Here is a 25,721-nt window from a genome sequence, read left to right as displayed (position 1 = left end):
CCAAAAGAACAGCCTCTTTGTTTTTATAGGTTTGCTTTGTAATTTTGTATCCATAAGATCATTGTTATGTTATTCAAATCAGCCTTAATCAGTGCATCCGAACTTCAGGATGTATTGATCCAAAATGGAAATGTAATCCTACTAGACTGTACCATAGATAAAGTCGGTCAATCATCGAAAGATGCAAAGCTAGAACTGCTTCCAAATTCTTTGTTTTTTGATATCGAGGGAAAGTTTTCCGACCACGCGTCGAAATTGCCACATACCTTAGTCTCTGAACAGGTCTTTGAAAAAGAAGTTCAAGCTCTGGGCATTGATCAAAATAGTACAGTCGTATTATATGACAGATGGGGAATCTATTCAAGTCCACGTGCGTGGTGGATGTTTAAGGTAATGGGATTTGATCAGGTGTACATTTTAAATGGTGGAGTTCCTGCATGGAAAAAAAACAAATATAAACTCGCGGACAGTTATAAACAACAGGACAAAGGCGGAAATTTTAAAGCTCATTTTCAGAAAAATCTATATGCCGACAAGGATTATATTTTAGCGCATTATAGAGCTGCCAATGTCGCTATTTTTGATGCCAGAAGTAAAGGAAGATTTAGCGGTTTAGTACCAGAACCAAGAAAAGGACTTAATGGTGGTCATATCCCCCATTCCAAAAACTTACCTTTTGAAGAATTGCTCGAAGATATCTATTATAAACCAACTGACGAACTCAAGCAGCAATTTGATCAATTTAAAACGACAGGTAATGAATATATATTCTCCTGCGGCTCGGGTGTAACCGCTTCTATACTTGCCTTTGCATCCTATATTTCAGGTCATACCAATATCCGGGTATACGATGGCTCATGGTCTGAATGGGGCAGAGAAGAACTCAACCTTCCGATTGAAAAATAATCAAAATAAGGTATTCCAGGAATAGAGATTTTCCTCCAGACGAATTACTTCGGCGTCAAGCAGATCACGGATAATCTCTATTCTTCTTTTTTCGGTTCCGAGAGTTAAACTTTCAACCAGATCATGCAGTCTCTTTGGTGCTGCCAACAAGCTGCTCTTGATCTCTTCCTTGATTTGCGCTCGCTGATTTTCCTTGTGTAAACGTATTAAACATAAATCACATACCTGACAAAAGCCGGCATTCTTCTCTCCAAAATAAAGTAGTAGTGACTGACTACGACAATGCGCTTTTTCAATATAATCTATCATTCCATTAACCTCCCCCTCTTTTACCCGGTGACGGTCACGAATAAATATATGGTCGATATACAGATGCTTATAATCAACACGATTTTGTAAAAATGTCAGCTGTGGTGAATCGGTAGAAGGCAGATAACTCGCAATCTCCAATGCTTCAAGTGATTTTAAAAGCTCGACGACACGACCGTACGGAATACCAAGCTTATTAGCGAACTCGTATTCATTAATCAAGATATAATTTTCGAAGACACCGCCATAGGTTCGTAAAATCGCTTTAATTAATTTATCATATTTCGCATATTGTACCTGGATTTTATACAATTCCGTACTGTCAATTTCAAATTTGAAGCGGGAAGGTATCGTCACTGCTTCTGACAATGTTAGCCATCCATCACGTTCCAGAAATTTCATGGCATTCATGACAGGTATCAGTGGCAATTGGTATTTCTTTGCAAATGTGACCACATCAAAATCCAGCGTAAGCCCCTCACCTGCTCCATAAGGCACCTGAAAATGATTACATAGATAGTGATAAGTTTGCTGGATGAAAGGTATATCGGGAAAACTAGCCTGCAAGGTGTCAACAAGCTTTTTTTTATCATTCTCCTGATACAGAATAACAGGATATGCTTTTTTCCCATCCCGACCCGCCCTACCGGCTTCCTGATAATAAGCTTCCAACGAATCCGGCAGATCCAGGTGAATAACAAAACGAACATCTGGCTTATCAATGCCCATTCCAAACGCATTTGTGGCAACGATAACACGAATAGCATTAGTCATCCATGCGTCTTGCTTTTGATCGCGTTCCTGTCCTGAGAGCCCTGCATGATAGTAATCTGATGCTATTCCATTATTGATCAGAATACGTGCTATTTCCTGCGTTTCCCGTCGATTCCGGACGTATACGATACCCGATCCCCCCAATTTATGAATAATACGCACCATCCGTCCCATTTTGTCCTCTTCTTCGATAGCCATATAGGCCAAATTATCTCGAAGAAAGCTTTTGACAAAGACATTTTCTTTCGGAAAATTTAACTTTTGCTGGATGTCAGTGATCACTCGTTCGGTCGCGGTTGCAGTCAGTGCCAAAAACGGGATTTTTGGATGAAGCTCTTTTAGTTTTGCCAGCTCCAGGTATGGCGGTCTAAAATCATAGCCCCATTGCGAAATACAATGCGCTTCGTCTATAGCAAATAGATTAACGTTCATAAATCGGATCCGCTCCCGGACAAGATCACTGTACAAACGTTCGGGCGAAAGGTAAAGAAACTTTATTTTCCCATAAACACAATTGTCCAGGGTAATATCCACCTCTCTCTTTTTCATCCCCGAATAAATGGCAACGGCTTGAATACCATTTTTCCGCAAATGTGCTACCTGATCTTTCATAAGGGCAATCAGCGGTGTCACGACAATGCAGATTCCCTCCATCATCAAAGCTGGCACCTGAAAACAAATGGATTTTCCCCCTCCTGTTGGCAGTAAAGCGAGTGTATCTTTACCCGAAATAACCGATTGAATAATTTCTTCCTGCAATGGCCGAAATGATTCAAAGCCCCAATATTGCCTTAAGATTGATATGCTATCTAAAGTCATAAGCTCTCCTTATCCCAAACATACGCAAAATTATCTTTTATGAGATAACTCTTCATCCGCAAACTATCTAATATAGTTCGTGCCTGTAACGATTTTTTCAAGGAATTGGATCCATCCAAAATCACCTCTCTAGGTAAAATTTTGTTTACTGCAGCTGGTAACTTTTGAATAGCATTCTTTCTGACAACCAATAATTCCGCAGCGGGTAATTCGTTGCTGAAATATTCCATCACAACGATTTTTCCGAATGGAAGTTCGACCAGATAATTATTCCTTACACTTTTACTTTTTAATGGAATAAATCGAACGTTTCCTTCGGATGCCCATACACGGATTTCCCGACCACAGGCATATTGCAGCGCTTTGTGATTTAGCGAATCAAAAGTGCTATAAATAATAGCCTGTTGATTTTTAAAATAGGCTATTGTCAGCTCATTTCTTGTATTATATATCCGGAATCGCTCTGTATTTTCATCTATTATCTGTTGGATGATCGTTATAAATACGATCCCTGCGACACAAAGAAACCCAAGGTAGCAATACTTTCTGTCTTTCCATTGATAGGCATATAACAAAGAAAAAACAGCAGCATACGAAAGAAAAAGAAGATTACCGTCAATGATATCAATTTGAATTGTTGAAAATGTCAAACGGTCGATGGCCTTCAGGCTATAGAGTATACATGCGATGAAATTCTCCAAAAGATAACCAAACAACTCATTCAACCAATCAATGGGGTTGATCGTCATCAAAAAGCCCAGATACATCGTGACGGTTGAAGGAAGGCCAACGAGTAGATTAGCCAATAAGAAATAAGTCGGAAACTGTCCAAAATAATAAAGTGTCAATGGCGTCGTTAACACCTGCGCAGCGATTGAAATACCAACTGTATCTCTCAAAAAACGTATGAAAGGATTTTTTACAATAACGATCTTCTCAAAGATCGGCAAAAATAACAGCATGCCCAATACGGCAAGAAAGGAAAGTTGAAATCCTACATTTGTAATCGCACGGGGATCACAGAGCAGAATAATAGATGCCGCAGCAACTAAGGCATTTAAGGTAGAACTATTTCGTTTAAAATGCCGTGCACATAGGACAAAACTTATCATAATGGCAGCCCGGACGATAGGTGGATCTAAACCAGCAATAAAAGCATAGATCCAAATAATAGAAAAAGTAATAACAACAGGTACCCAATTCAATCTTAGTGGCCAAGGGATATACCTAAACACGAGTGATAGAAACCCGAAAAGTACCGCTACATGCATTCCAGAAACACTAAGTACATGTATGGTTCCCGTGTTTGTAAATGCCTTTATGTTTGCTTCGTCTATTTCGCCTCGAAAACCATACAGTAAAGCTGCTGCAATAGCATAATATTCCTCATTCTTACAATAGCGCCTTAATTTTTTCAGAAAGCTTTCGCGTGTCCGCAAAGCCAGAACCATGACGTCCGGAAAATGTGAGTCTTCTCTTTCAATCCGTATATAATTACTTGGATGCAAAAAAATTTGATGATAGATAGCTGATCCTTTTAAATATTCCCTGTAGTCAAATTCAAACGGATTGAAAGGAGGAGGCACCGCCGACATGGTCCCTTTCAACCACAACCGATCGGCATACCGCAATGGCCTTTTCGTTGTAGCCTTCAATGAAATCATCAGCTTACCCGTTGTGGCCATGAAACTATCCTGTATATAACCACCTAATACTTCAACCGAGAATCTCGTGGTTTCTGATTTAGTGCTGGGTTCCTGTACAATTTCGACGACATAACTGTCCAGCTGAAAATGCGAAAAATGGTTTTCCATATAAAGCGGGTCACTACGCCAAAATTGCCAGATGCCAAATAACAGGACGAGTATATAATATCCTATAAGATAGCAGTATTTAAAAAACCCACCCTTAAATAGAAAGCAAAACAGGATGATACCCGATAATAAAATCAAGCTATCTTGCAGGTATTGAAAGCTGGAGAACGAGAACTTCAGCATTGGGGCGGCAAATAAACCGATAACGTAAATAGTAGCAATCTTTAGTAAAGCAATTCGTTCCAGCTTTTGGTAAAAACTCAATTCAGTCATAATTGCCATCTTAATTGTACCTTGATTTCGGACTTTCGATTTCCGATGATCTCATCCAGCCCCGTTCCTATTGTCTCATTGTCAGGATAATAATAGATCCCATACTTTGTCCATATATCGAGATGACGGTTTATTCGATATCGTAAATTAAGATATGTACGCCAGCCTCTCATATTATACATGCCAAATCCCGAAGCATAAAAGACATCATTCTCATAAGCATAAATCCGATTATCATACGTGTCTGTTTGAAAATAAGCTAAGCGCGAATTCAATTGTATCTTTCCCATATCAGGTTTCCAGAAGATATCCTGATAAAACATATAACCTAAGCTATTATCTTCATATTCCTTCTGAAACAAATTACCTTCTGCCCGGTACCGAATTGTCCAGATACGGTTTAGCTTATATTGAAATTCTAGTCTCAGCTGTTGTTTTGAGCTATTTACCAATCCTGATTCCGTCTGCCCCATCCCCATATAGTTAGTTTGCTTTAACCGATTTCGATACCTCAAACTAAGCTGCCCTTTCTTGTACCAGATATAACTAAACTGGCTAAAGAAGTCTGCTCCCAGAGAACTACTGTCAGCCTGATATTTAGCTTCGGGAAATCGGAACACATCGATATAATTGGACCAAACTAATTTTCTTCCCAATTGGTATACAAGCCCTAGATAGATTCCCTCTTCATTGGCCGTGTTACTCGATTCTCCAAACCCCTGTCCGTAAAAAGTATGGTAGTTTTTCTTATAGTCCCGAACAAGGACTACGGTGGATAAACGTGGGTGCAAACTAGCGATTGCTCCCATTAACAGGGCGGATCCTCCATCTACACTACTGGCATATTCTCCAAACAGATGCACATTACGAAAGGTATAATTTGTGTAAAGGCTGATATTCCGCAGCACATCTCCTTCGAAATCATATTGCTGTCTTTTGCTCGTGCCCTTGACTTTGACAACATCCAATTGAGATTGATTAAAATTTATTCCAGCCTTAAAACGATTGTGCCGCCATAAAACATTCAGTCCGTAGGTCATTTGATGAGCTGCATTTCGATAACGCTGTTCCGTTGGGGTTCGATGTAGTCCTGTTTTCGCGATCGTCTTAATTACCCGGGATTCAATATTGTCTTCAACATTGCCGTCAATGGCCCGATAGGAAAAATACGGGGTGATCTCAAAGCGATCTAAACGGAATGTTCCTGTTATTCCCCGCATAAAATCAACCTCATTCAACGAGGTATATTGTTTTACCCCCATACCCTGCCGTGCAGTATTCTGCACCAGTCCGCCTTTACCAAAGCTCAAGCCATTCCACATGCCAAGTCCCTGACCGAATTGCAATGCGTAATCTCCGATGACAAGATTTCGGACCGGACCGATGGCTTTAATATATAGACTTAATCCATAGAAATCAAATCCCAGTTTTTGTTCACCGTAAAAAATTGGTTCGCCGGCATCTTTCTCCATATTAATTGCCAAACGAATTTTATCTTTTAGATTCGCCCGGTATCGGATAGTATATCGGTTGCGATCGCCAAGATATCGGGATTTCGTTGTATCTGTAATTTGGTACCCTTTTGGCTTTTCCAGGATCCGTCCATAACGCAGCATAAATTCATGAGAAAAATCTTTGAATTTACTTCCCGTAAATGGACTGGTTTCACCGACTTTAATAAAAGGCAACAGTAAGTTGAGGATCTTTGCATCGAAACCATCAATAGACTGGAGTTCCAGGACGTTAATAAAATCACCGGAAACCTGACGATGATTGATCAGACGCTGCAATAGCAGCGGATCTATAAATTGTAATTCGATTAATTCTGTCCCGTCAGTCTTATTGAGGTCAATCGGATGTTTTAGATAGTAGGACCATTTTTCACTTAATTCGCTTAAATCGGCATCTTCGGGTAATTCTTCCGATAAGCTTTCAAATAACTCTTCAAGGTTGATTTTTTCATTTGTTTGCGCCATACAGGTTATTCCAATAAAATAACCTATAAAGAGCAAAATCTTGCTACAATATTTCATAATAGGTTTTATTTAATATTGGCTATCTGTTGGCTGATAAACATTTACCCCGGCAGATAAATGATTCATCAGTATGAAGTTATAAAATAAATTGAAATAAAAAAAGGCCTGATGAAAATTTCATCAGACCTCTTATTTTTTTATAAAATTGGTATTAGATATCAATTTTTGCGTAACGTGCATTTTTTTCGATAAACTCACGGCGAGGCGCTACTTCATCACCCATTAACATCGAGAAAATACGGTCACATTCAGCTGCATTTTCAATTGTTACTTGACGTAAAGTACGTGTATCAGGATTCATTGTCGTATCCCAAAGTTGCTCTGCATTCATCTCACCAAGACCTTTATAGCGCTGTACATGTACACTATCCTCTTTACCTGTTCCTTTCAAGCGTTGTATGGCGTTGATACGTTGGTCTTCATTCCAGGCATATTCATGTTCTTTACCTTTCTTCACAAGATACAAAGGCGGAGTCGCAATGTATACATATCCTCTTTCGATCAATTCTTTCATATATCTAAAATAGAATGTCAGAATCAAAGTTGTAATGTGGGAACCATCCACATCGGCATCGGTCATGATAATGATACGGTGGTAACGCAATTTCTCCAGATTCAACGCTTTTGCATCTTCAGCTGTGCCCACACTTACTCCCAAAGCGGTAAACATATTTTTGATCTCTTCGTTCTCATAGATCTTATGTTCCATTGCTTTTTCCACATTCAGGATTTTACCCCGTAGCGGCATAATGGCCTGATGTTTACGATCGCGTCCAGATTTGGCTGTACCACCCGCGGAATCGCCCTCGACAAAGTAAATTTCACATTTCGTTGGGTCATTATCTTGACAATCCGCTAATTTTCCGGGAAGTCCAGAGCCGCCCATAACCGTTTTGCGTTGTACTAAGTCACGTGCTTTACGTGCTGCTGCACGCGCTTGAGCTGCAATGACGACTTTTTGAACAATGGCTTTGGCTTCACGTGGATTTTCCTCCAAATAAACACCTAGAATTTCGCCAACAGCCACATCTACGGCCCCCATTACCTCGGAGTTCCCTAATTTAGTTTTCGTCTGTCCTTCAAATTGAGGTTCGGCAACTTTAACAGAAATTACAGCTGTCAAACCTTCACGGAAATCATCACCTGTAATTTCGACTTTCAAGTTTTTAAGTAAACCTGACTTATCCGCATACGCTTTTAAGGTACGTGTCAAACCTCTACGAAAACCTGCTACGTGTGAACCTCCTTCGATCGTATTGATATTATTCACATAAGAATGCACGTTCTCAGAATAGGTATCGTTATATTGTAATGCCAGCTCTACAGGAATACCTTGTTTAATTCCTTCGACATAGATAGGTTCAGGAATCAATGCCTGACGTGTACCATCCAAGAATTTAACAAATTCCTTCAGGCCGCCTTCAGAATGAAAAGTTTCTTTCTTTTCTGAACCGTCTTCATTCGTTTCACGCTCATCCTCTAACGTTAAGCTAACGCCTTTGTTTAGGAATGCAAGCTCGCGAAGGCGATTGGCCAAGGTATCGTAATTATATACCGTGGTTTGTGTAAATATTGTTGCATCCGGATGGAATGTTACAATTGTACCCGTCTTATCCGAAACCCCAACTTCCTTAACATCGTATAAAGGCTTACCGATTTGATACTCCTGTTGGTATATTTTTCCATCGCGGTGTACCTCAGCTTTCAAAAGTGTTGACAATGCGTTCACACAAGATACCCCTACACCATGTAGACCACCAGAGACCTTGTAGGTATCTTTGTCAAACTTACCTCCAGCATGTAATACCGTCATCACGAGCTCCAACGCTGATTTATTCTCTTTTTTGTTGATTCCAGTAGGGATACCACGACCGTTATCCCGAACAGAAATTGAATTGTCTTTATGGATGGTAACAAAGATATCTGTACAGTACCCTGCTACAGCTTCGTCGATTGAATTGTCTACAACCTCGTATACCAAGTGGTGTAATCCTTTTACACCGGTATCACCAATATACATGGATGGACGCTTACGAACCGCCTCTAAACCCTCTAATACCTGAATATTATCGGCCGAGTAGGTGGATGCATTTTTCTTTTCTTCGCTCATTGAAAAACTGTTAAATGTAATATTCAAAAATACGAAATTTTGGCCGATTTATCAAGTCTGCGGTGAAGTATTAAGCCGATAATCTAAAACATTCAAATGGTCGATAATTTTACTTTTTTAGGATTAAAAATTAAAATTTCGATTTTTTTATGTTAGGTTTGTTTCAGTATTAATTTGCAAATAATAAAAAAATGAACACTATATTTTCAATTGTATCGAAAGTTTCCTTTGGTCTTTTATTGGCTGGAACAATCGTATCATGTAACCAGGGTGCTAAAACGCAAAGCGAGCCTTCAAAAAATGATTCAAACGCCATAAGCAAAGAGAGTCAAGGTAATAACAAGGATAAAATTGTCTATCTGAATTCAGATTCGCTTTCTGAAAAATATCAATACTTTAAAGACATTAAGTCAAAACTTGAAAACAAAGTAAAAAAAGCACAGGCTGATCTTCAAGCTAAAAGTGCAGCATTTCAACGTGAGGTTGCTGACTACCAAAAGAATGCAGCTACAATGTCCGCAGCAGACAGACAAGCTACCGAACAGAAATTGGCCCGCAAACAAGATGAACTAGCACGTTTAGATCAAACTGCCTCTTCATCTCTAGCTAAAGATGAATCAGAGGAGTTCAACAATGTGTACAATAAAATCACTGAGTTTTTGAAAAAACATGCTTCAGATAACGGCTATAAACTGGTGTTGACCTATTCAAAATCGAATCCTACTGTATTGTATGCTGATCCTTCATTGGAAATTACCAACGAAGTTATCAAACAGTTAAACGAAGAATATAAGTCCTCTAACAAATAAGAAGACCATAATAATTTAAGGAAAGCCATCATAGCATTTGATGGCTTTTTTAGTTATAGGCCTTCCTGAGCCAATTACTAAACAATAAGAATGATATTTACCTTGCTATAGCTATTGGCAGCTAACAAAATTGTTTAGTATCTTGTATTGTAAAATTAGATTTATGATCAAAACGATTGTTGAAAAGGAAATCGCAAACTACGAATGGATTGATATCTTTGAACCTACCTCGGAAGACTTTACATTCATCAAGGAAAGATATAATCTAAATGAAGCCTCCATTAAAGATTCTAAAGAACCGGAACATCTTCCTAAAATAGAGGAATTTGAAAATTACACCTTTATTATTCTCCGGGTCATGTCCGACAATTTTAAAGAGAATTCGGATAGTATAGGAGAAGTAACGGATCGTCTAACCATTTTTTATGGAAGTGATTTTGTGATCACCGTCCATAAGCGCCGCATCGAATTTCTGGAGAAACTCAAAAACATTGAATTTACTAGCGTAAAGACAAAAAATAGCCGAAAACTTTCTGTATTTATTACGACAGCTGCGGTGTTCACTTTTAGCAAGACATTGGAACAATTATCCACACGCATTGATTCTTACGAAGAACTGATCTTTCTGAAACGTATGAAACAGCAGCCTGTTCTGAAAAACCTATATTTTATCAAGCGACAGATAGATGTCGCCAGAAAGGTTATTTTTCTTTATAAAGAGGTTATTGAACATTTCCATTCTTCTTCGAAGAAAGATGTTTACACGCGGGATTTAAAAGACCTTCAAATACGTACATCTACGCTATATGAAAACTTATCTGAAAACGTAGCACAATTACTAAACGTATTCTTTAACATATCCTCGAACCATACCAACGAAATCATGCGTATTTTGACTATTTTCTCTGTTTTCTTTATGCCAATTACGTTTGTGGCTGGAGTATATGGGATGAATTTTAAAAATATGCCTGAGCTTGAGTGGTATTATGGCTATCCTATAGCGATTGCGATCATGATTGCAATTTCACTAGCCATCTATCTTTGGTTCAAAAGAAAAGGTTGGTTATGAGCCAACCTTTTTCTTCGTCATAACCACAAAGTCTTTCAGATAGAAAGGCTCAAAATAGGCAACGTCCTCAAACTCTTCATTTTGAAACTTATCAAATGCCAATTTAGACAAAAATGCAGCAGAACCTTTAAATTCCAGTTGTACATGCACACGATCATTTGTTGCAAACAATTCATCAAATTTATCAGCCCCTGAGCCAAAGAGATGAACGCGTCTATAAGAACTCAACAGTTCGTCGTAATAGTTGGCATCTATAATTTCTGCTGAAGTAGGTTTCACCGGTTTACACTGATGGCTATAAACTGCGGAATACACCTCCATTCGACGTGCGTCCAACATGGGAATAAAGGCTTCCCCCTCCTGCAGTCCAAACTGTTCCTTGTAGCCTAAAAATAATGCTTCTAATGTATTGATTGCAATCAGCGGTATATCCAAGCCATAACAAAGACCTTTTGCTGTAGACACCCCAATACGAAGTCCTGTATAGGATCCGGGGCCCATGCTAACCGCTATTGCTTTAAGTTCTTGCATAGAACGTTCTGTTTTATGCAAAATCTGTTCAATCATAACAGTCAATTTCGCAGCATGCGCGTTCGGTTCGTCCAGATCAATCACAGCTATAGTCTGTCCATTCTCACTGAGAGCAACCGAGCATACAGTGGTCGAGGTATCAATTTGTAAAATTAAATTATTCATTGTTTTATTGAAATCAAGGTACGGGGTCATGGCCATGGCCACCCCATGGATTACAACGCGCTATTCGCTTCAAAGCCATCCAGCCGCCCTTAAATGGTCCATATTTTAAAATAGCTTCCTTACCATATTGCGAACAAGTTGGTGTATATCTGCAATTGGCGCCCAGGAAGGGCGAAATAAATAGTTGATAGAAACGAATAATAGCTAAGAAAATAAAACTAAAGAAAGGTTTAATTCCCTTTTTCCAAATAAGCATCGGCACATTCATCCTGTAATTTTTTTAGCATTTTATCCATCGCGGTATGAAACACATCATATGCTAAGATCTGTTTCCCCACATATTGAATAGCTAAATACAAAGTTACATTATGTTTCAACAAAAAAGGAATCAAATCATTGGATTTATGAAGACGATAGCTTTCACGCATCATACGTTTAATTGTATTGCGATCAACTGCTTTTTTGAACCGACGTTTGGAAACGGATATAATAGACTGACAGGGGGGTAAAATATCAATCTCGTTGTTTTTTTCAAGAACAAAAACAATTCTAAAAGGGTACAAAACAAAAGAAGAACCGCTTTTAAAAAGCGTATCAATACGCTTCTTCGCACATAACCGTTCTTCTTTTGTAAATGTATTTCTCATACGATGACTTAATCTTATCAGAAAAAGCTCTTATAAGCGGCCACCGATCTTTGTCAAAGATTAACCTTTGTGACGGTATTCGTCAGACACTGTAAGACGTTTTCTACCTTTAGCTCTACGTGAAGCTAATACTCTTCTACCGTTTGCAGAGCTCATGCGCTCTCTAAAACCGTGTTTGTTTCTTCTTTTTCTTTGCGATGGCTGAAATGTTCTTTTCATGACGCTATTATGCTAATTTGTTCTTACTTCAATTAATACAAAACTCCCCAAGAGGAATGCAAAAGTAAAGTTTATTTTAGACAAAAACAAACAATATTGAGAACATTTAGACTTTAAGGCAGAAGCCTATGCTAATTAATTCATTGACAGCCTAAAAAAACCATTTTAGAAATTCCTCAAAATAAAAAACAGAGCAATAAGCCTGCTCTGTTTTATTTCACATCAAATAAGAATTTGACTTATTTCGTTTTCAGAATATCTCTAATCTCGGTCAATAATGTTTCTTCTTTTGTCGGTGCCGCCGGTGCAGCCGGAGCAGCTTCCTCTTTACGTTTCAAAGAATTTAAACCTTTAATAACACAGAATATACAAAATGCTACAATCAAAAACTGGATCACTACATTGATAAAATTCCCGTAGTTAAGGGAAACTTCGGCTTGTTTCGCAGCTTCATCAGCAGCTTTAAGTATAATTTTCTTCGAGGAAAAGTCGACTCCGCCCGTCAAATATCCTATGGGAGGCATGATAATATCGTCAACCAATGATGTAACAATTTTGCCAAATGCCCCACCGATAACAACACCGACAGCCAAATCAACAACGCTACCGCGCATTGCGAACTCTTTAAATTCTTTTAAAAATCCCATATTTAAACCATTTAATCTTTTAAAATTTTACCAAAACTAGTAATTGTCACATAAATCTAATTAAAATATACTAATTTTTTATACTAGTTCATTTATTGTCCTGCATTTTCTAACTTAAGTCCTATTTTTAAAATTACTGCTTAAAACGGTACGCTGAAGTTTTTTATTAACTTAATTTACTATATTTGCTCGTTAACTAGGGCAAAATATCAGGATATATTGTATATTGATAGTACTTTAAATTTCATACGGTAATTAAAGCCCAGAATAAGATAAAGTATCTATGAAGAAGATTCTTATTGCAGACGACCATGGCATTGTACGATTAGGTGCTTCTGTTATTATCAAGGAAACGCTAAAAAAGGCGGAAATATTCCAAGCCGAAAATTTCGATGAGGTGATAGAAAAGATAAAACTGGAAGAATTCGACCTATTATTGCTGGACATCAATATGCCCGGAGGAAATAATATTCGAGTTGTGGAAGAAATCCTGCAAATCCAGCCTGCTATTAAAATTTTAATTTTCTCATCCTATGATGAGTCCTTGTATGCGTTGCGTTATATTGAAGCAGGAGCTGTAGGTTATCTTAATAAAACTACCGCAATGGCAGAATTGAGTCACGCTATACTCGCTATCCAGGAGCGCGGCAAATACATGTCAAGTAATGTTCAGGATCTATATGTCCAAAAACTGACGCAGAGCAAATCGGAACTCACCAAGTTAAATCCTTTAGCACGTCTGTCAAACAGGGAGGTGGATGTTGCAAAACAATTGATCAAGGGCTTAGGAATTATTGAAGTTTCCGGCTTGCTTGAGCTAAGTCCATCAACTGTAAGCACCTATAAAAGCAGGATATTTGAAAAATTAAATGTTTCTAACATTCCCGAACTCATTGAGCTTTTCAGAATACACTCCAACAATTAAAACATTGTTGGAGTGTATTTTTTTTAGATTAGATCATTCATTGTAACAACTGGAATATCTTTTACATTTAGATCTTTTAACGGGTCTGATTTTTTATAAGAGTATCCAACTTCCGCTTCCAAATCCCATAACATAGGAGCTAAGAAATTAAGACAAGTCGTAAAGCCTTGTACCGTTGCGGAGAAATCACCCGTATCTTTCGAATTTTTAGCCTCATTTTCAATCTCAAAAGGCCCTTTGAAACCGCGTTCCTGTAACAGGTCCACAAAGCCTCGCCAGTCCATACTATCTGAGCCACCAAAACCCGGAAGCATTGCTTCGTAATGATGCCTATCCCAGTCATGCCCAGGAATGCTTACATTTGCTTTCTTTGCTAGTTCAGCATCCACATGTTGCATGGGATACATCCCACCCCAATCTATGCGAGCGGTCGTCTGTAGATTGCGTGTGGTCTTCACATGTATACGCTGTAATCGACTCATATCGGTATTGCGAATAACATCAATTGGGTTTGTGTTTTGCCAAACATCATGGGAAGGATCATAAATTTCGCCATGCGCCTTACTAGGCACCATCGCATACATCAATTTACGGGCAGCTAAAACAGCGGGTAGGTTATTATAGGTAGAGCTATAACGTGAAGAACGCCAGCCCTCCATTGGACAATTTTCATAGAGTATTGTTACCCCAAGACTTTCAGCATAATTAACAATCGGCTCAAATACACGTTTGTATTCTTCCAGATTTTTTTGAAATCCATCCAGCTGGTTTCCCAATTCATGATTATAACCGACGAAAGTCCCGACTTTAACATTATTTTCATCACCTCCCAGCAAATGCGCTATTCGAATCAGTTTTAATAAATGGTTCTGATTTTTGATCCGTTGTTCTGGATCTCCCCCAATCATATTTTCGAAGGCTCCGAGCGAGAGTTTCAGATCCGCCTGATTAAACAGTTCAAGTATCTCTTTAGCTTTAGCTGGTGTAAATCCTTCATAGTCCAAATGCGTAGCTGTATGGTCTTCACGCGTGCCGTCCTTTCTAAAAACACAAAGGTCAATTCCACCGGCACCAATTTTTTTTGTTGTCTGAATCAATTCTGGCAATGACAATTTATCAAAGGCAGAACTCATGACCCATACAGGGTTATTTAATTTTGTAGTCATAGCTTATATAATTGTATTCTATCGGAATTTAAAGATACTAAAAAAGCCATCTGATCGGATGGCTTTTTTAGCATTTTATCTCAATTCGATTAATCTACATTGTCGTGTAAAAAAGAGTTGTTTGGACGAATTTCCGTGTTTCCATCTTCAAACGACAGTGTAAAGCGAGACACCTGTGATTGAGAAGAATGCGGCGTATCCTCCAGTGACATTTGCTTTCTTTTATAAGCCGGCTCATTTTCCAACTCATGAAGACCGTTGGAGGATTTCAATTTCATACTCAATTCTTTCAATCTCAGAATACGCTCTTTGGTGCGTACCAATTGATCTTCAAATGAAACCTGCTCTTCTTCCACCTGAGGAACTTCAACCTGCTCATTTGTTGTGCTGGAAGAGAACGTCGGCTTTTCGTCATAGTCTGATGCAGACGGAGCTGAATATGAATCAAATACCGTTGGCATCTGAAATTGGAAAACAGAAGGTGAAGTTTTTAATTGAAAATCACTTTCAGTAAATGAGGTTTCCTCCTCATAAGCGCCGTCAAAGCCTAAATCATGGCGTATCACTTGCGGTTCTTCGACAACAACCTGTTGTTGGACAACATTTTTTGGAGAAGTAAACAAGTCGGACTGCAAATTATTGGTTGTCGATGTATTTGCTGAAGGAGCTGGTGTATCCACACGTTGAACCGGAGTGACAAAGCTATTGGCAACTGGTGCTTCCTTTGGAGCAACCTGTGAAACAGGTCTCACAAAAGAATTAACCGGTTCAGGTGTCAAGGGCATAGATACTTTTGTATTTTCACGCTCTTTATCGCGCTCTTCTGAAGTCTGAAAACCTGTCGCAATGATTGTTACGGACAGCTCATCTTCAAAGTTTTCGTCGATACAGTTACCCCAGATCAAATCAGCAGATAGTCCGGCTTTTTCCTGAATATAATCCGTAATGATTGCTACCTCATCCATCGTCACTTCTTTTGTTCCAGAGGTAATATTCAATAGGATATAACGAGCGCCTTCAATCTCATTGTCTTTCAACAATGGTGAAGCTAAAGCACCTTCTACCGCACGTAATGCACGATCTTCGCCTTCGGCAATCGCGTTACCCATAATCGCTACACCACTGTCATTCATAACTGTGCGAACATCTTTAAAATCGACGTTTACATAACCGGGGATAGTGATAATTTCGGCGATACCTTTTGCAGCAGTAGTCAATATATCATCTGCTTTTGCGAAAGCTGCTGTCATCGTTAAATTTCCAAAGATTTCGCGCAAGCGATCGTTGGAGATAACAAGATAAGAGTCTACATATTTACGCAATTCCGAAAGCCCCTCCTCCGCTTGTGAGCGGCGGCGTTTACCTTCAAATGTAAATGGTGTAGTAATGATCGCAACAGTAAGAATACCCAACTCTTTAGCGGCCTTAGCCAAAACAGGACTTGCTCCGGTACCTGTACCACCACCCATACCGGCGGTAATAAACAACATCTTGGTATTGGTACCTAACATGCGTTTGATATCTTCAATACTTTCGATAGCGGAATTTTCACCTACATCAGGATCAGCTCCAGCACCCATACCTTCGGTTAGACTTATTCCCAATTGAACTTTATTTGGGATCGGGCTTAATTCCAACGCTTGCGCATCCGTATTACACACGATAAAATCTACTCCACTAATTCCTTGTTTATACATGTGGTTTACGGCATTGCCGCCACCACCACCAACCCCAATAACCTTGATTATTGAAGATTGTTCTTTTAACATTTCAAACTGTATTGACATAACTTATCCCTATTTAACTTATAATGAACACGATATCAAATTGAACCAAACCCACTATATGTAATGTAATAATAATATAATTTCAACAAAAGTTTTCCACATTTGTGAAATTGTGGAAAACTTCAATCATTGTGGAAAACTTACTTTTTATCTAAAAAACTTGCGTCATCGATCTCGTTACCATCCTTAATAAATCGCTTGAACCATGACAGCAATCCTTGTTCTTTTTGCTGTTGCTCCGAAACCTCTTTCGTAGTCGTAGTCGCCTGCACTTTCTTCACTGGTGTATGCGCTTCTCTACGACTGTCTTCTTCTTCTTCGTGCGATTGGATACCCTTGATTAACAAGCCAATACTTGTTGCATACAATGGACTTTTCAATTCTTCAAAGAGCGGTTTTGGCAGCACTTCGTTCTTGGAGAGATATTCGTTCGGAAAACCGACACGACAATCGATTCCAGTAATATACTCCACAAGTTGTACCAAATGTTTCAATTGCGCCCCACCACCAGTAATAACGATGCCGCCGATAAGTTTATTTTCATAACCGGAGGACTTAATTTCGTAATACACATGTTCGATAATTTCCTCCATTCTCGCCTGAATAATATAGGCTAAGTTTTTTACGGAAATTTCTTTTGGCTCACGACCTTTCAATCCGGGCACACAAATGACTTCATTTTCTTTATTTTCATCAGCCAGGGCAGATCCAAATCGTGTTTTCAGTAATTCCGCCTGTGAACGCAATACAGAACAGCCTTGACGAATATCTTCGGTCACAATATTACCGCCTAATGGGATTACAGCAGTATGACGGATAATTCCTTCGTGGAAGATTGCAACGTCGGTGGTTCCACCACCGATATCAACTAATACAACACCAGCATTTTTTTCATCTTCATCTAATACAGCTTCTGAAGACGCCAAAGGTTCCAAGATTAATTCAGCAACTTCCAGATTCGAATTATCAATACATTTTTTTATATTCTTAATATCGGTAACTCTTCCTGAAATAATATGAAAATTCGCTTCTATACGACGCCCAGCCATACCGATCGGTTCGCGGATACCGGGTTCATTATCTACCGTAAATTCCTGAGGTAAAACATGTATAATTTCTTCTCCTGGAGGCAGTACCAGTTTATACATATCCGAGATCAATCGTTCGATATCTCTTCGAATGATCTCATCATCACCATCTGTTTTGGTAAATATTCCACGGTGTTGGATGCTCTTAATGTGTTGACCTGCGATCCCCACATTGACAACCTTAATATCGACATTAGATTGTGCTTCGGCAATTTCTACCGCCTCCAAAATACTTCCCACAGTCTTTTGGATATTAGCTACCACTCCCCTGCTCACACCAGCAGAGTCGGCTTTGCCCACACCTAATAATTCGATTTTGTTCCCTGAGCTACGTCTCCCAACCGTAACACAAATTTTGGTAGTACCAATATCGAGTCCCACGATAATTGGATTCTCTCTTTCAATTTCTGCTGCCTTTGAGTTCATAATTTCCTGTATTGTTGCTGTATTACTATAATGTATTATTTGCTACTTTTTTTGTCTGATCATCAGAGAAACTCCAATTTCCACGTTTCTCACAGATGATTTGACCTCTATATTTTACATTCACCACACCATAAGCGTTAATACCCACTTTCGGCATGATCTGTGTATAAAATGTTTTTAATAATTCAAATTTTTGTTCCAGTGAATCGGCCGATCCAACAATTAACTGCTGGGTTCCGACACGGGGTACAAGTTCGATATCATGATCCGCGTTCACATAAATCTGTACAACCTGATTACTCCACAATTCATCTTTTCCAATAAATTCCGCGACTTTCACCAAATCTTTTACCAATGGGGTTGAAATCGTATCCAATGCCTCATTATACCCTTCGGAAATATTGCCGGTCGCCACCATGATATGCGGAATATACTTCAATGTTGTCGGTATCTTTAAACCTTTGGGGTCAACATAAAACTCACGTCCATTTTTGTTGATAACCCGCATGACCGCCTCGCGCTGATCTATATTGATCCGTACTGTCCCGTCCATGTCAGCGTGAATGCTTGCATTCGACACATAAGGCAATTTTTTCAATGTCTTTTCTACACGTTGAAAAGGAATACCATTGATTTTCTTTCCAACAAAACTTCCATAGTTTTGCGCAATCAGTTTTGAAATATCCGCTTGATCGATAAAAGCTTCCGTACCCTCTATAACGATTTTCACTTCCTTACAAAGCTGTTGTTCATCACGTTTACCAACAATGGTCATAATCACAACAACTACGATTACCCCAATAAAAAATAGGGTAAAGTAAAGTACACGATTCCATTGTATGTCACGTAACTTTCTAAGCATGCTCAAAAATAGCTTGTAATGGTTTCACCAATTTATCTATATCTCCCGCACCTACAGTTACGATCAAATCCGGTTTTTCATTCCGGGCAAAATCCAGTACCTCTTCGGCCGTCACGATCTGTTTATGCTGTGCTGTAATTTTATCCAATAACCAGCTTGAACTAACCCCCTCAATCGGAAGTTCACGCGCAGGATATATCTCCATCAAGAGTAAATTATCCGCCATGGACAGTACTTCCGCAAATCCATCTACAAAATCTCTGGTTCTCGTAAACAAATGCGGTTGAAATACGACGTTCAGCTTCTTTGTCGGATATAATTTGCGCATTGAAGTCAAAAAGGCGCGCAATTCTTCAGGGTGATGCGCATAGTCGTCGATATAAATCACTTCAGGTGTACGGACAATGTATTCAAATCGTCTTTTTACCCCCTTAAATGTGGTCAATGCTTTTTTAATTGCCTCCGCTGAAATACCTAGTAAACGAGCCACGGTAATAGCGGCTACGGCATTTTCAACATTGTGAATTCCCGGAATACCCAAATGAATATCCTCAATTTTCCCATGGACATCTTGATAATCAAAGTAAAATTCACCTTCCCTGACATGGACATTGGATGCATATGCGTCGGCCACTTCGTGCCCAGAATAGCTGATCTGTCCTTTAAATTCCAATCCCTTTTTTATAATACGCGTACCGTCTTCAACAACCTTATTCAAAAACAGCTGGAATGATTCAAGTAAATGACTCTTATCCCCATAAATATCCAAATGATCTGCATCCGAAGAAGTCACGATCGCGATATTCGGATGGAGCGTCAAAAATGAACGATCGAATTCATCTGCTTCGACCACCACTGTATTATTGTTTCCGTAAAGCACATTGGTATTGTAGTTCGAGCTGATACCGCCTAAAAAAGCGGAACAGTCATATCCGGAATCTTTCAACAGGTGCGCGACCATAGTAGACGTGGTTGTTTTACCATGTGTACCTGCTACCGCAATTGTAAACCGGCTTTCACTGATGATACCCAGTACTTGTGATCTTTTATATAACACGTGCCCCCGAGATTCAAAAAAAGCTTTAATCTTTGAATCTTTAGGAATTGCAGGTGTAAATATGACTAATGTAGCAGCCGCTGGCTGATGGAAAATAGGATCAATGGAACCCACCTCATCCTGATATGTGATCGAAATACCTTCCTTGGCCAAAGTCTTGGTCAATTCGGTCTCCGTACGGTCATATCCATTCACTTCACAGCCCAAATGCTTAAAATAGCGTGCAAGGCCACTCATTCCGATTCCGCCTATTCCGATCAAGTAAACTTGTTTTATTGCATCTAGATTCATACTCATCATCTATTTCTTATTTGCCAATTTATATACTTGCTCTGCAATCTGAACATCCGCATCCAGCTTGCCCAGTTTTTTTATATTCTCACTCAATTGCGTTACTTGCTCTAGGTTCTTGAATAAATTCAAAGCCGCTGGAATTAATTGTTGTGCAGCATCAATATCCTTCACCAACAACGCAGCATTTTTGTTGACCAAAGCCATTGCATTTTTAGTCTGATGGTCTTCTGCAACATTAGGTGAAGGAACCAGAATAACTGGTTTCCCGACAACACAGAGTTCGGAAATGGTACCTGCTCCTGCCCGACTAATAATTACATCAGCAGCAGCATAGGCATAATCCATTTTTTGAAGAAATGCCATCATCTTCACATTCGTCGGAAGTTTTCCTTCAAGTTCCAGACGTAGTTTGTCGATATAAAAACTTCCACATTGCCAAATCACCTGCACATCCTCTTTGGAGAGCGAATCCAAATAAGCGACCACACTTTCATTCAATGTTCTGGCGCCTAAACTCCCGCCCAACACTAAGATTGTTTTTTTGTGTTGATCCAATCCAAAGAATTCCAATGCCGCAGCTCTTTTGCCTTCAATTGAGACGGACTCTCTCCGGATGGGATTTCCTGTCAACAATACTTTATCAGCTGGAAAAAACTGTTCCATACCCTCGTACGCTACACAGATTTTTGCTGCTTTAGCACCAACTTTTTTATTTGTTACGCCCGCATAAGAGTTCTGCTCTTGTACCACTGTCGGAACCCCCAATTTATTTGCCATCATCAATAATGGCCCTGAAGCGAAACCACCAACGCCTACGGCGACATCCGGTTTGAAATCCCGGATTACTTTTTTTGCCTTATTCAGGCTCTTCATTAATTTGAATGGCAATAGGATATTTTTCCAAAGCTGCTTTCTATTGATTCCTTGAATATCAAGTCCAACAATAGTATAACCTGCAGCAGGCACCTTATCCATTTCCATACGACCATTGGCACCTACAAATAAAATTTCATTTGCAGGGTCCATTGTCTTCAATGCATTTGCAATTGAAATCGCCGGAAAAATATGTCCTCCGGTACCACCCCCACTTATTATTACGCGAATTGCCATGCTCAATATATTGTTTAGGCCGGAATTGAACCGATCACCACTTTCTTAGGTTTCGGCTTTTCGTCCAGCTGCTCTTTACCTTTTAACTCTTCAATATTTCTGCTCACACTCAGGATAATCCCCAGGGCGACACTTGTAAATAAAATGGATGTCCCCCCCATACTCACTAACGGTAACGGCACACCTGTCACCGGTCCTAACCCTACTGCTACCGCCATATTCGCCAGCGCTTGTATCGTCAAACTAAATCCTAAGCCTGCGGCCAAGAATGTCCCAAAAGCTTTGGGACTCATCGTGACGATGCGAATACATCGATACATAAAAGCCAAATACAGGAATAGCAGGATTACCCCACCAACTGTCCCATACTCCTCAATGATAATTGCGTAGATAAAATCGGAATAGGGATGCGGCAATACGTTTCGTTGAACACTATTTCCCGGACCTTTACCAAAGAGTCCTCCCGTCGCGATTGCAATCTTGGCGTTATTGGCCTGATAGTTCTTATCATCCTGAAATGAGACCGGACTAGCTGACTCGTCCTGCTTTTCTACACCCAAAAATGTCTTTACCCGACTATAGTACGTTGCTCGTCTCGGTCCGATGGAGACTACAATAATTCCCAACAAAACCACACCTGCAGAAACAATTGCGATCTGTTTAAAGGATATTCGGCCAATTAACAACAACAATACGCTAACACCAAATAACATAATCGCAGTCGACATGTTGGCCCATGCTATCAGTACGAAAACACCACATACTGATCCCATAATAGGAAGAAAAGCTTTCTTCACATCTTTGATTTCCTCTTGTTTGCGAGACAGCATCCGTGCCAGGAAAACAATCAATGATAATTTGGCCAAATCGGATGTCTGGAAAGTCATCCCAATACCTGGAATCGTCAGCCAACGGCTCGCTTGATTTACACTACTTCCAAACAATAAAGTAAATAGTAATAAAGGTATTGTGATCCCCATTAAGATTTTAGAAATACCCGCATAATATCGATAATCCAGCTTATGCGAGAGATACATCAAAACAAATCCAATGGCGATGATCGAAAAATGCTTCAACAGATACATTTCTGTCCCCTTGCCTTCTTTATAGGCCAAGGTTCCGACCGAACTATATACGGCCAAAAGTGACCATCCCGATAAGATAATCACAATGATCCATATCCAGCGATCACCTTTTAATTTAGACATTATGTTCTGTAACATATCCTTCTCCCTTTTATGGTTGTACCATTTATTATAATTCCATTACAGCTGCTTTAAATTTATCGCCACGATCTTCATAGTTTTTAAACCAGTCAAAGCTCGCACAGGCTGGAGACAACAATACCGTATCTCCCTTTTTGGCTAAATGTGAAGACAAGACAACAGCATCATGCATGGAAGTACTGTTGACAATGATTTCAACATCTTGTTCAAAAGCTTTATGAATTGCTGCAGTATCTTTTCCCAAACACACAATTGCGCGCACTTTATCCTTTACCAAATCGGTCAGCATGCTATAGTCATTTCCCTTATCCACACCACCCAGTAACAATACGATTGGCGTCGAAAAACTCTCCAAAGCATACCATACGGAATTGACATTGGTGGCTTTCGAATCGTTGATATAATTGACTCCTCCGATACAAGCAACATGTTCAAGACGATGTGGAATATTCACATACGATCCCATGCTTTCCTTCATCGCTTGATTTCTCAACTCCTGTACTTTTGCAATTAATCCAGAAGCCATACTATTATAAATATTATGCTTCCCTTGCAATGACAATTCCTCAGTTCTCATAGTGAATGTATCGTTATTTGGTGTATTAATAATCATTGTTTTATTGGCCGTTAAATAAGCACCCAATTCAACAAGCTGTTCTTGTGTAAAAGGCAGGTATGTCCCTTTACTATGGTGTCTTTCCAAACCTTTTATTGTCTCAGGGTCATCCAGACAGTATATAAAATAATCCTTCTCCGTCTGATTCTGAATCATTCTGAATTTAGAATCCACATAATTTTCCATTTTATGGTCATAACGATCCAAATGATCCGGAGTGATATTAAGTATCACAGCAATATCTGCTCTAAAATGATACATATCGTCCAACATAAAGCTGGATATTTCCAACACGTAACAATCAAAATTTTCACGCGCTACTTGAAGTGCGAAGCTCTTTCCAATATTACCGGCCAAACCAACATTAAGACCACCATGCTTTAGCATTTCGTAAGTCAACATGGTTGTTGTTGACTTTCCATTAGACCCTGTAATGCAAATTAACTTGGCCGTAGTATATTGGGCAGCAAATTCTATTTCTGCTATCACAGGAATCCCTTTTTCTTTTAAGGCAACCACCAATGGCACTGTTTCTGGAATCCCAGGACTCTTAACAACAAGTGCTGCATTCAATATCCGAGCTTCGTCATGATTACCCTCTTCGAAAGCAATCCCTTCAGCTTTTAATTGCTCTTTATAATGATCCGCTATCAGTCCTTTATCGGATACAAATACATCATATCCCTTTTCCTTTCCAAGAATTGCAGTTCCCACGCCGCTTTCGCCCGCACCTAAGATGACAAGGCTTCCTGATTGAGGGTAATATGTTGTTGATATATTTGACATCGTTATCTAATTTTTAATGTTACTATTGTCAGAATGGCCAAAATTATTCCCACAATGACAAAACGAGTGACAATTTTCGCTTCATGGTAACCCTTCTTTTGGAAGTGATGGTGTAAAGGCGACATTAAAAATATCCTTCTTCCTTCACCATATTTCTTTTTGGTGTATTTGAAATAGGAAACCTGTAAGATGACCGAAAGATTTTCCAACAAAAACACACCACACAAGATTGGAATCAATAACTCTTTACGAATCAAAATAGCAAACGCCGCTATAATACCACCGATTGCCAGACTCCCTGTATCTCCCATAAAAACTTGTGCAGGATACGTATTGTACCATAGAAAACCTACACAAGCTCCCACAAATGCTCCTGCAAAAATCACAAGCTCACCAGAGTTGGGGATATACATGATATTGAGGTAATCAGAAAAGATTACGTTACCCGATACATAAGCCAAAATTGCCAAAGTAACCCCAATGATCGCCGAAGTACTCGTTGCCAGACCATCGATACCATCGGTAATATTAGCACCATTGGATACTGCGGTAACGATAAAAATGACGACAACTAAAAAAACGATAAAAGTCAGGTAGTCGCTTTGCAAGCCAAACACCTTGAAGACCTTGGCGTAGTCAAATTCATTATTTTTATAAAACGGGATATTTGTTTTAGAAGATTTTACATTTTCAGCGTATGTTTTTTCTCCTGTCCCCTCATTGATAACCACTTCCACCGGTTTAGTAGATGTCGGTTTGTCAACACCCTTTCTGACCACAATATCCGGATGAAAATACATTGTACAGGCAATTATCGCCCCTAAACCAACTTGACCGACAACTTTAAATTTACCTGCCAATCCTTCTTTATTATGTCTAAAGACTTTGATATAATCATCCAAAAAACCTATCGCACCCATCCACAATGTCGTTATAATCATGATAATCACATAGATATTGGTCAATTTGGCAAATAATAGTGTCGGGATCAATATCCCGGCGATGATTATTATACCTCCCATAGTAGGTGTACCAGCTTTCTTTTTTTCACCTTCAAGCCCCAAATCTCGAATTGTCTCCCCAACTTGTTTATTATGCAAGAATTGGATCAATTTTCCCCCAAAAACCGTGGTAATAATTAATGAAGCGATTACAGCCATAGACGTCCGAAAGGAGATGTATTGGAACAACCCGCCTCCAGGTACATGAATATATTCGCTAAGCCACGTAAAAAGATGGTACAACATATT

Annotated in this window: 22 protein-coding genes; 4 read left to right on the top strand and 18 right to left on the bottom strand. The window is 39.3% G+C overall.

Going from position 1 to position 25,721, the window contains the following annotated elements:
- Positions 1 to 66: 66 nt before the first annotated feature.
- On the top strand, positions 67 to 906 hold the full coding sequence (locus B4G94_RS19010) for a sulfurtransferase (RefSeq protein ID WP_286861016.1): 840 nt from the start codon (positions 67 to 69) through the stop codon (positions 904 to 906).
- On the opposite strand, the gene B4G94_RS19005 is transcribed toward B4G94_RS19010, so the two are convergent.
- From B4G94_RS19005 to gyrB, 4 genes are all read right to left on the bottom strand, one after another.
- A complete protein-coding gene (locus B4G94_RS19005) occupies positions 907 to 2,808 on the bottom strand; it encodes a RecQ family ATP-dependent DNA helicase (protein WP_108636516.1) in 1,902 nt (633 codons plus the stop codon).
- Positions 2,805 to 4,895 carry a ComEC/Rec2 family competence protein gene (locus B4G94_RS19000; protein WP_286861014.1) on the bottom strand — a complete coding sequence of 697 codons (2,091 nt, stop codon included), beginning with the start codon at positions 4,893 to 4,895 and terminating at the stop codon, positions 2,805 to 2,807. The genes B4G94_RS19005 and B4G94_RS19000 overlap by 4 nt, the downstream gene beginning before the upstream one ends.
- Complete coding sequence (locus B4G94_RS18995; RefSeq protein ID WP_286861011.1) at positions 4,892 to 6,928, bottom strand: ComEA family DNA-binding protein; 2,037 nt, start codon at positions 6,926 to 6,928, stop codon at positions 4,892 to 4,894. Before B4G94_RS18995 ends, B4G94_RS19000 begins: the two co-directional genes overlap by 4 nt.
- Positions 6,929 to 7,082: 154 nt before the next feature.
- A complete protein-coding gene (gene gyrB / locus B4G94_RS18990; RefSeq protein WP_108636513.1) occupies positions 7,083 to 9,041 on the bottom strand; it encodes a DNA topoisomerase (ATP-hydrolyzing) subunit B in 1,959 nt (652 codons plus the stop codon).
- A gap of 191 nt (positions 9,042 to 9,232) precedes the next feature.
- Here gyrB and B4G94_RS18985 point away from each other — a divergent pair, with 191 nt between their 5' ends.
- Positions 9,233 to 9,850: an OmpH family outer membrane protein gene (locus B4G94_RS18985; protein ID WP_286861008.1), complete on the top strand. Its 618-nt coding sequence runs from the start codon at positions 9,233 to 9,235 to the stop codon at positions 9,848 to 9,850.
- 163 nt (positions 9,851 to 10,013) lie between these two features.
- On the top strand, positions 10,014 to 10,919 hold the full coding sequence (locus B4G94_RS18980; RefSeq protein WP_108636511.1) for a CorA family divalent cation transporter: 906 nt from the start codon (positions 10,014 to 10,016) through the stop codon (positions 10,917 to 10,919).
- Here B4G94_RS18980 and tsaB read toward each other — a convergent pair.
- The 5 genes from tsaB to mscL form a co-directional block, all read right to left on the bottom strand.
- Positions 10,914 to 11,615 carry a tRNA (adenosine(37)-N6)-threonylcarbamoyltransferase complex dimerization subunit type 1 TsaB gene (tsaB, locus tag B4G94_RS18975; RefSeq protein ID WP_286861006.1) on the bottom strand — a complete coding sequence of 234 codons (702 nt, stop codon included), beginning with the start codon at positions 11,613 to 11,615 and terminating at the stop codon, positions 10,914 to 10,916. The two genes, B4G94_RS18980 and tsaB, sit on opposite strands and share 6 nt — an antisense overlap.
- Positions 11,616 to 11,628: 13 nt before the next feature.
- Positions 11,629 to 11,883, bottom strand: coding sequence for a membrane protein insertion efficiency factor YidD (yidD, locus tag B4G94_RS18970; protein WP_108636510.1), 255 nt, complete (start codon positions 11,881 to 11,883; stop codon positions 11,629 to 11,631).
- Positions 11,846 to 12,262 carry a ribonuclease P protein component gene (locus tag B4G94_RS18965; RefSeq protein WP_165308824.1) on the bottom strand — a complete coding sequence of 139 codons (417 nt, stop codon included), beginning with the start codon at positions 12,260 to 12,262 and terminating at the stop codon, positions 11,846 to 11,848. The genes yidD and B4G94_RS18965 overlap by 38 nt, the downstream gene beginning before the upstream one ends.
- A 60-nt stretch (positions 12,263 to 12,322) precedes the next feature.
- The gene (gene rpmH / locus B4G94_RS18960; protein ID WP_075991291.1) at positions 12,323 to 12,481 is read right to left on the bottom strand and encodes a 50S ribosomal protein L34; all 159 of its coding nucleotides are present in this window, start codon (positions 12,479 to 12,481) and stop codon (positions 12,323 to 12,325) included.
- Between the two features lie 239 nt (positions 12,482 to 12,720).
- On the bottom strand, positions 12,721 to 13,128 hold the full coding sequence (mscL, locus tag B4G94_RS18955) for a large-conductance mechanosensitive channel protein MscL (RefSeq protein ID WP_108636508.1): 408 nt from the start codon (positions 13,126 to 13,128) through the stop codon (positions 12,721 to 12,723).
- 283 nt (positions 13,129 to 13,411) lie between these two features.
- Here mscL and B4G94_RS18950 point away from each other — a divergent pair, with 283 nt between their 5' ends.
- Positions 13,412 to 14,053 (top strand): response regulator, encoded by a 642-nt coding sequence (locus B4G94_RS18950; protein ID WP_286861002.1) that lies wholly within the window; start codon positions 13,412 to 13,414, stop codon positions 14,051 to 14,053.
- Between the two features lie 23 nt (positions 14,054 to 14,076).
- Here B4G94_RS18950 and B4G94_RS18945 read toward each other — a convergent pair whose 3' ends face one another.
- From B4G94_RS18945 to mraY, 9 genes are all read right to left on the bottom strand, one after another.
- Positions 14,077 to 15,219 carry a sugar phosphate isomerase/epimerase family protein gene (locus tag B4G94_RS18945; RefSeq protein WP_286860999.1) on the bottom strand — a complete coding sequence of 381 codons (1,143 nt, stop codon included), beginning with the start codon at positions 15,217 to 15,219 and terminating at the stop codon, positions 14,077 to 14,079.
- A gap of 89 nt (positions 15,220 to 15,308) precedes the next feature.
- Positions 15,309 to 17,006 (bottom strand): cell division protein FtsZ, encoded by a 1,698-nt coding sequence (gene ftsZ / locus B4G94_RS18940; RefSeq protein WP_108636505.1) that lies wholly within the window; start codon positions 17,004 to 17,006, stop codon positions 15,309 to 15,311.
- A 140-nt stretch (positions 17,007 to 17,146) separates the two neighbouring features.
- Positions 17,147 to 18,520, bottom strand: a complete 1,374-nt coding sequence (ftsA, locus tag B4G94_RS18935; RefSeq protein ID WP_286860996.1) for a cell division protein FtsA — start codon at positions 18,518 to 18,520, stop codon at positions 17,147 to 17,149.
- Between the two features lie 25 nt (positions 18,521 to 18,545).
- Positions 18,546 to 19,382: a cell division protein FtsQ/DivIB gene (locus B4G94_RS18930; RefSeq protein WP_286860993.1), complete on the bottom strand. Its 837-nt coding sequence runs from the start codon at positions 19,380 to 19,382 to the stop codon at positions 18,546 to 18,548.
- Positions 19,375 to 20,730: a UDP-N-acetylmuramate--L-alanine ligase gene (gene murC, locus B4G94_RS18925; RefSeq protein ID WP_286861159.1), complete on the bottom strand. Its 1,356-nt coding sequence runs from the start codon at positions 20,728 to 20,730 to the stop codon at positions 19,375 to 19,377. Before murC ends, B4G94_RS18930 begins: the two co-directional genes overlap by 8 nt.
- A gap of 9 nt (positions 20,731 to 20,739) precedes the next feature.
- Positions 20,740 to 21,843 carry an undecaprenyldiphospho-muramoylpentapeptide beta-N-acetylglucosaminyltransferase gene (gene murG, locus B4G94_RS18920; RefSeq protein ID WP_286860990.1) on the bottom strand — a complete coding sequence of 368 codons (1,104 nt, stop codon included), beginning with the start codon at positions 21,841 to 21,843 and terminating at the stop codon, positions 20,740 to 20,742.
- 14 nt (positions 21,844 to 21,857) lie between these two features.
- A complete protein-coding gene (locus B4G94_RS18915) occupies positions 21,858 to 23,066 on the bottom strand; it encodes an FtsW/RodA/SpoVE family cell cycle protein (RefSeq protein ID WP_108636502.1) in 1,209 nt (402 codons plus the stop codon).
- 31 nt (positions 23,067 to 23,097) lie between these two features.
- On the bottom strand, positions 23,098 to 24,471 hold the full coding sequence (gene murD, locus B4G94_RS18910; RefSeq protein WP_286860985.1) for a UDP-N-acetylmuramoyl-L-alanine--D-glutamate ligase: 1,374 nt from the start codon (positions 24,469 to 24,471) through the stop codon (positions 23,098 to 23,100).
- 2 nt (positions 24,472 to 24,473) lie between these two features.
- The gene (mraY, locus tag B4G94_RS18905; RefSeq protein ID WP_165308830.1) at positions 24,474 to 25,718 is read right to left on the bottom strand and encodes a phospho-N-acetylmuramoyl-pentapeptide-transferase; all 1,245 of its coding nucleotides are present in this window, start codon (positions 25,716 to 25,718) and stop codon (positions 24,474 to 24,476) included.
- Positions 25,719 to 25,721 lie beyond the last annotated feature (3 nt).

Origin of the sequence: Sphingobacterium sp. UBA7625 (assembly GCF_002484085.1) — a bacterium.
GTDB classification, from domain to species: Bacteria; Bacteroidota; Bacteroidia; order Sphingobacteriales; family Sphingobacteriaceae; genus Sphingobacterium; species Sphingobacterium athyrii.
This window is presented reverse-complemented; position numbering and strand designations above follow the sequence as displayed.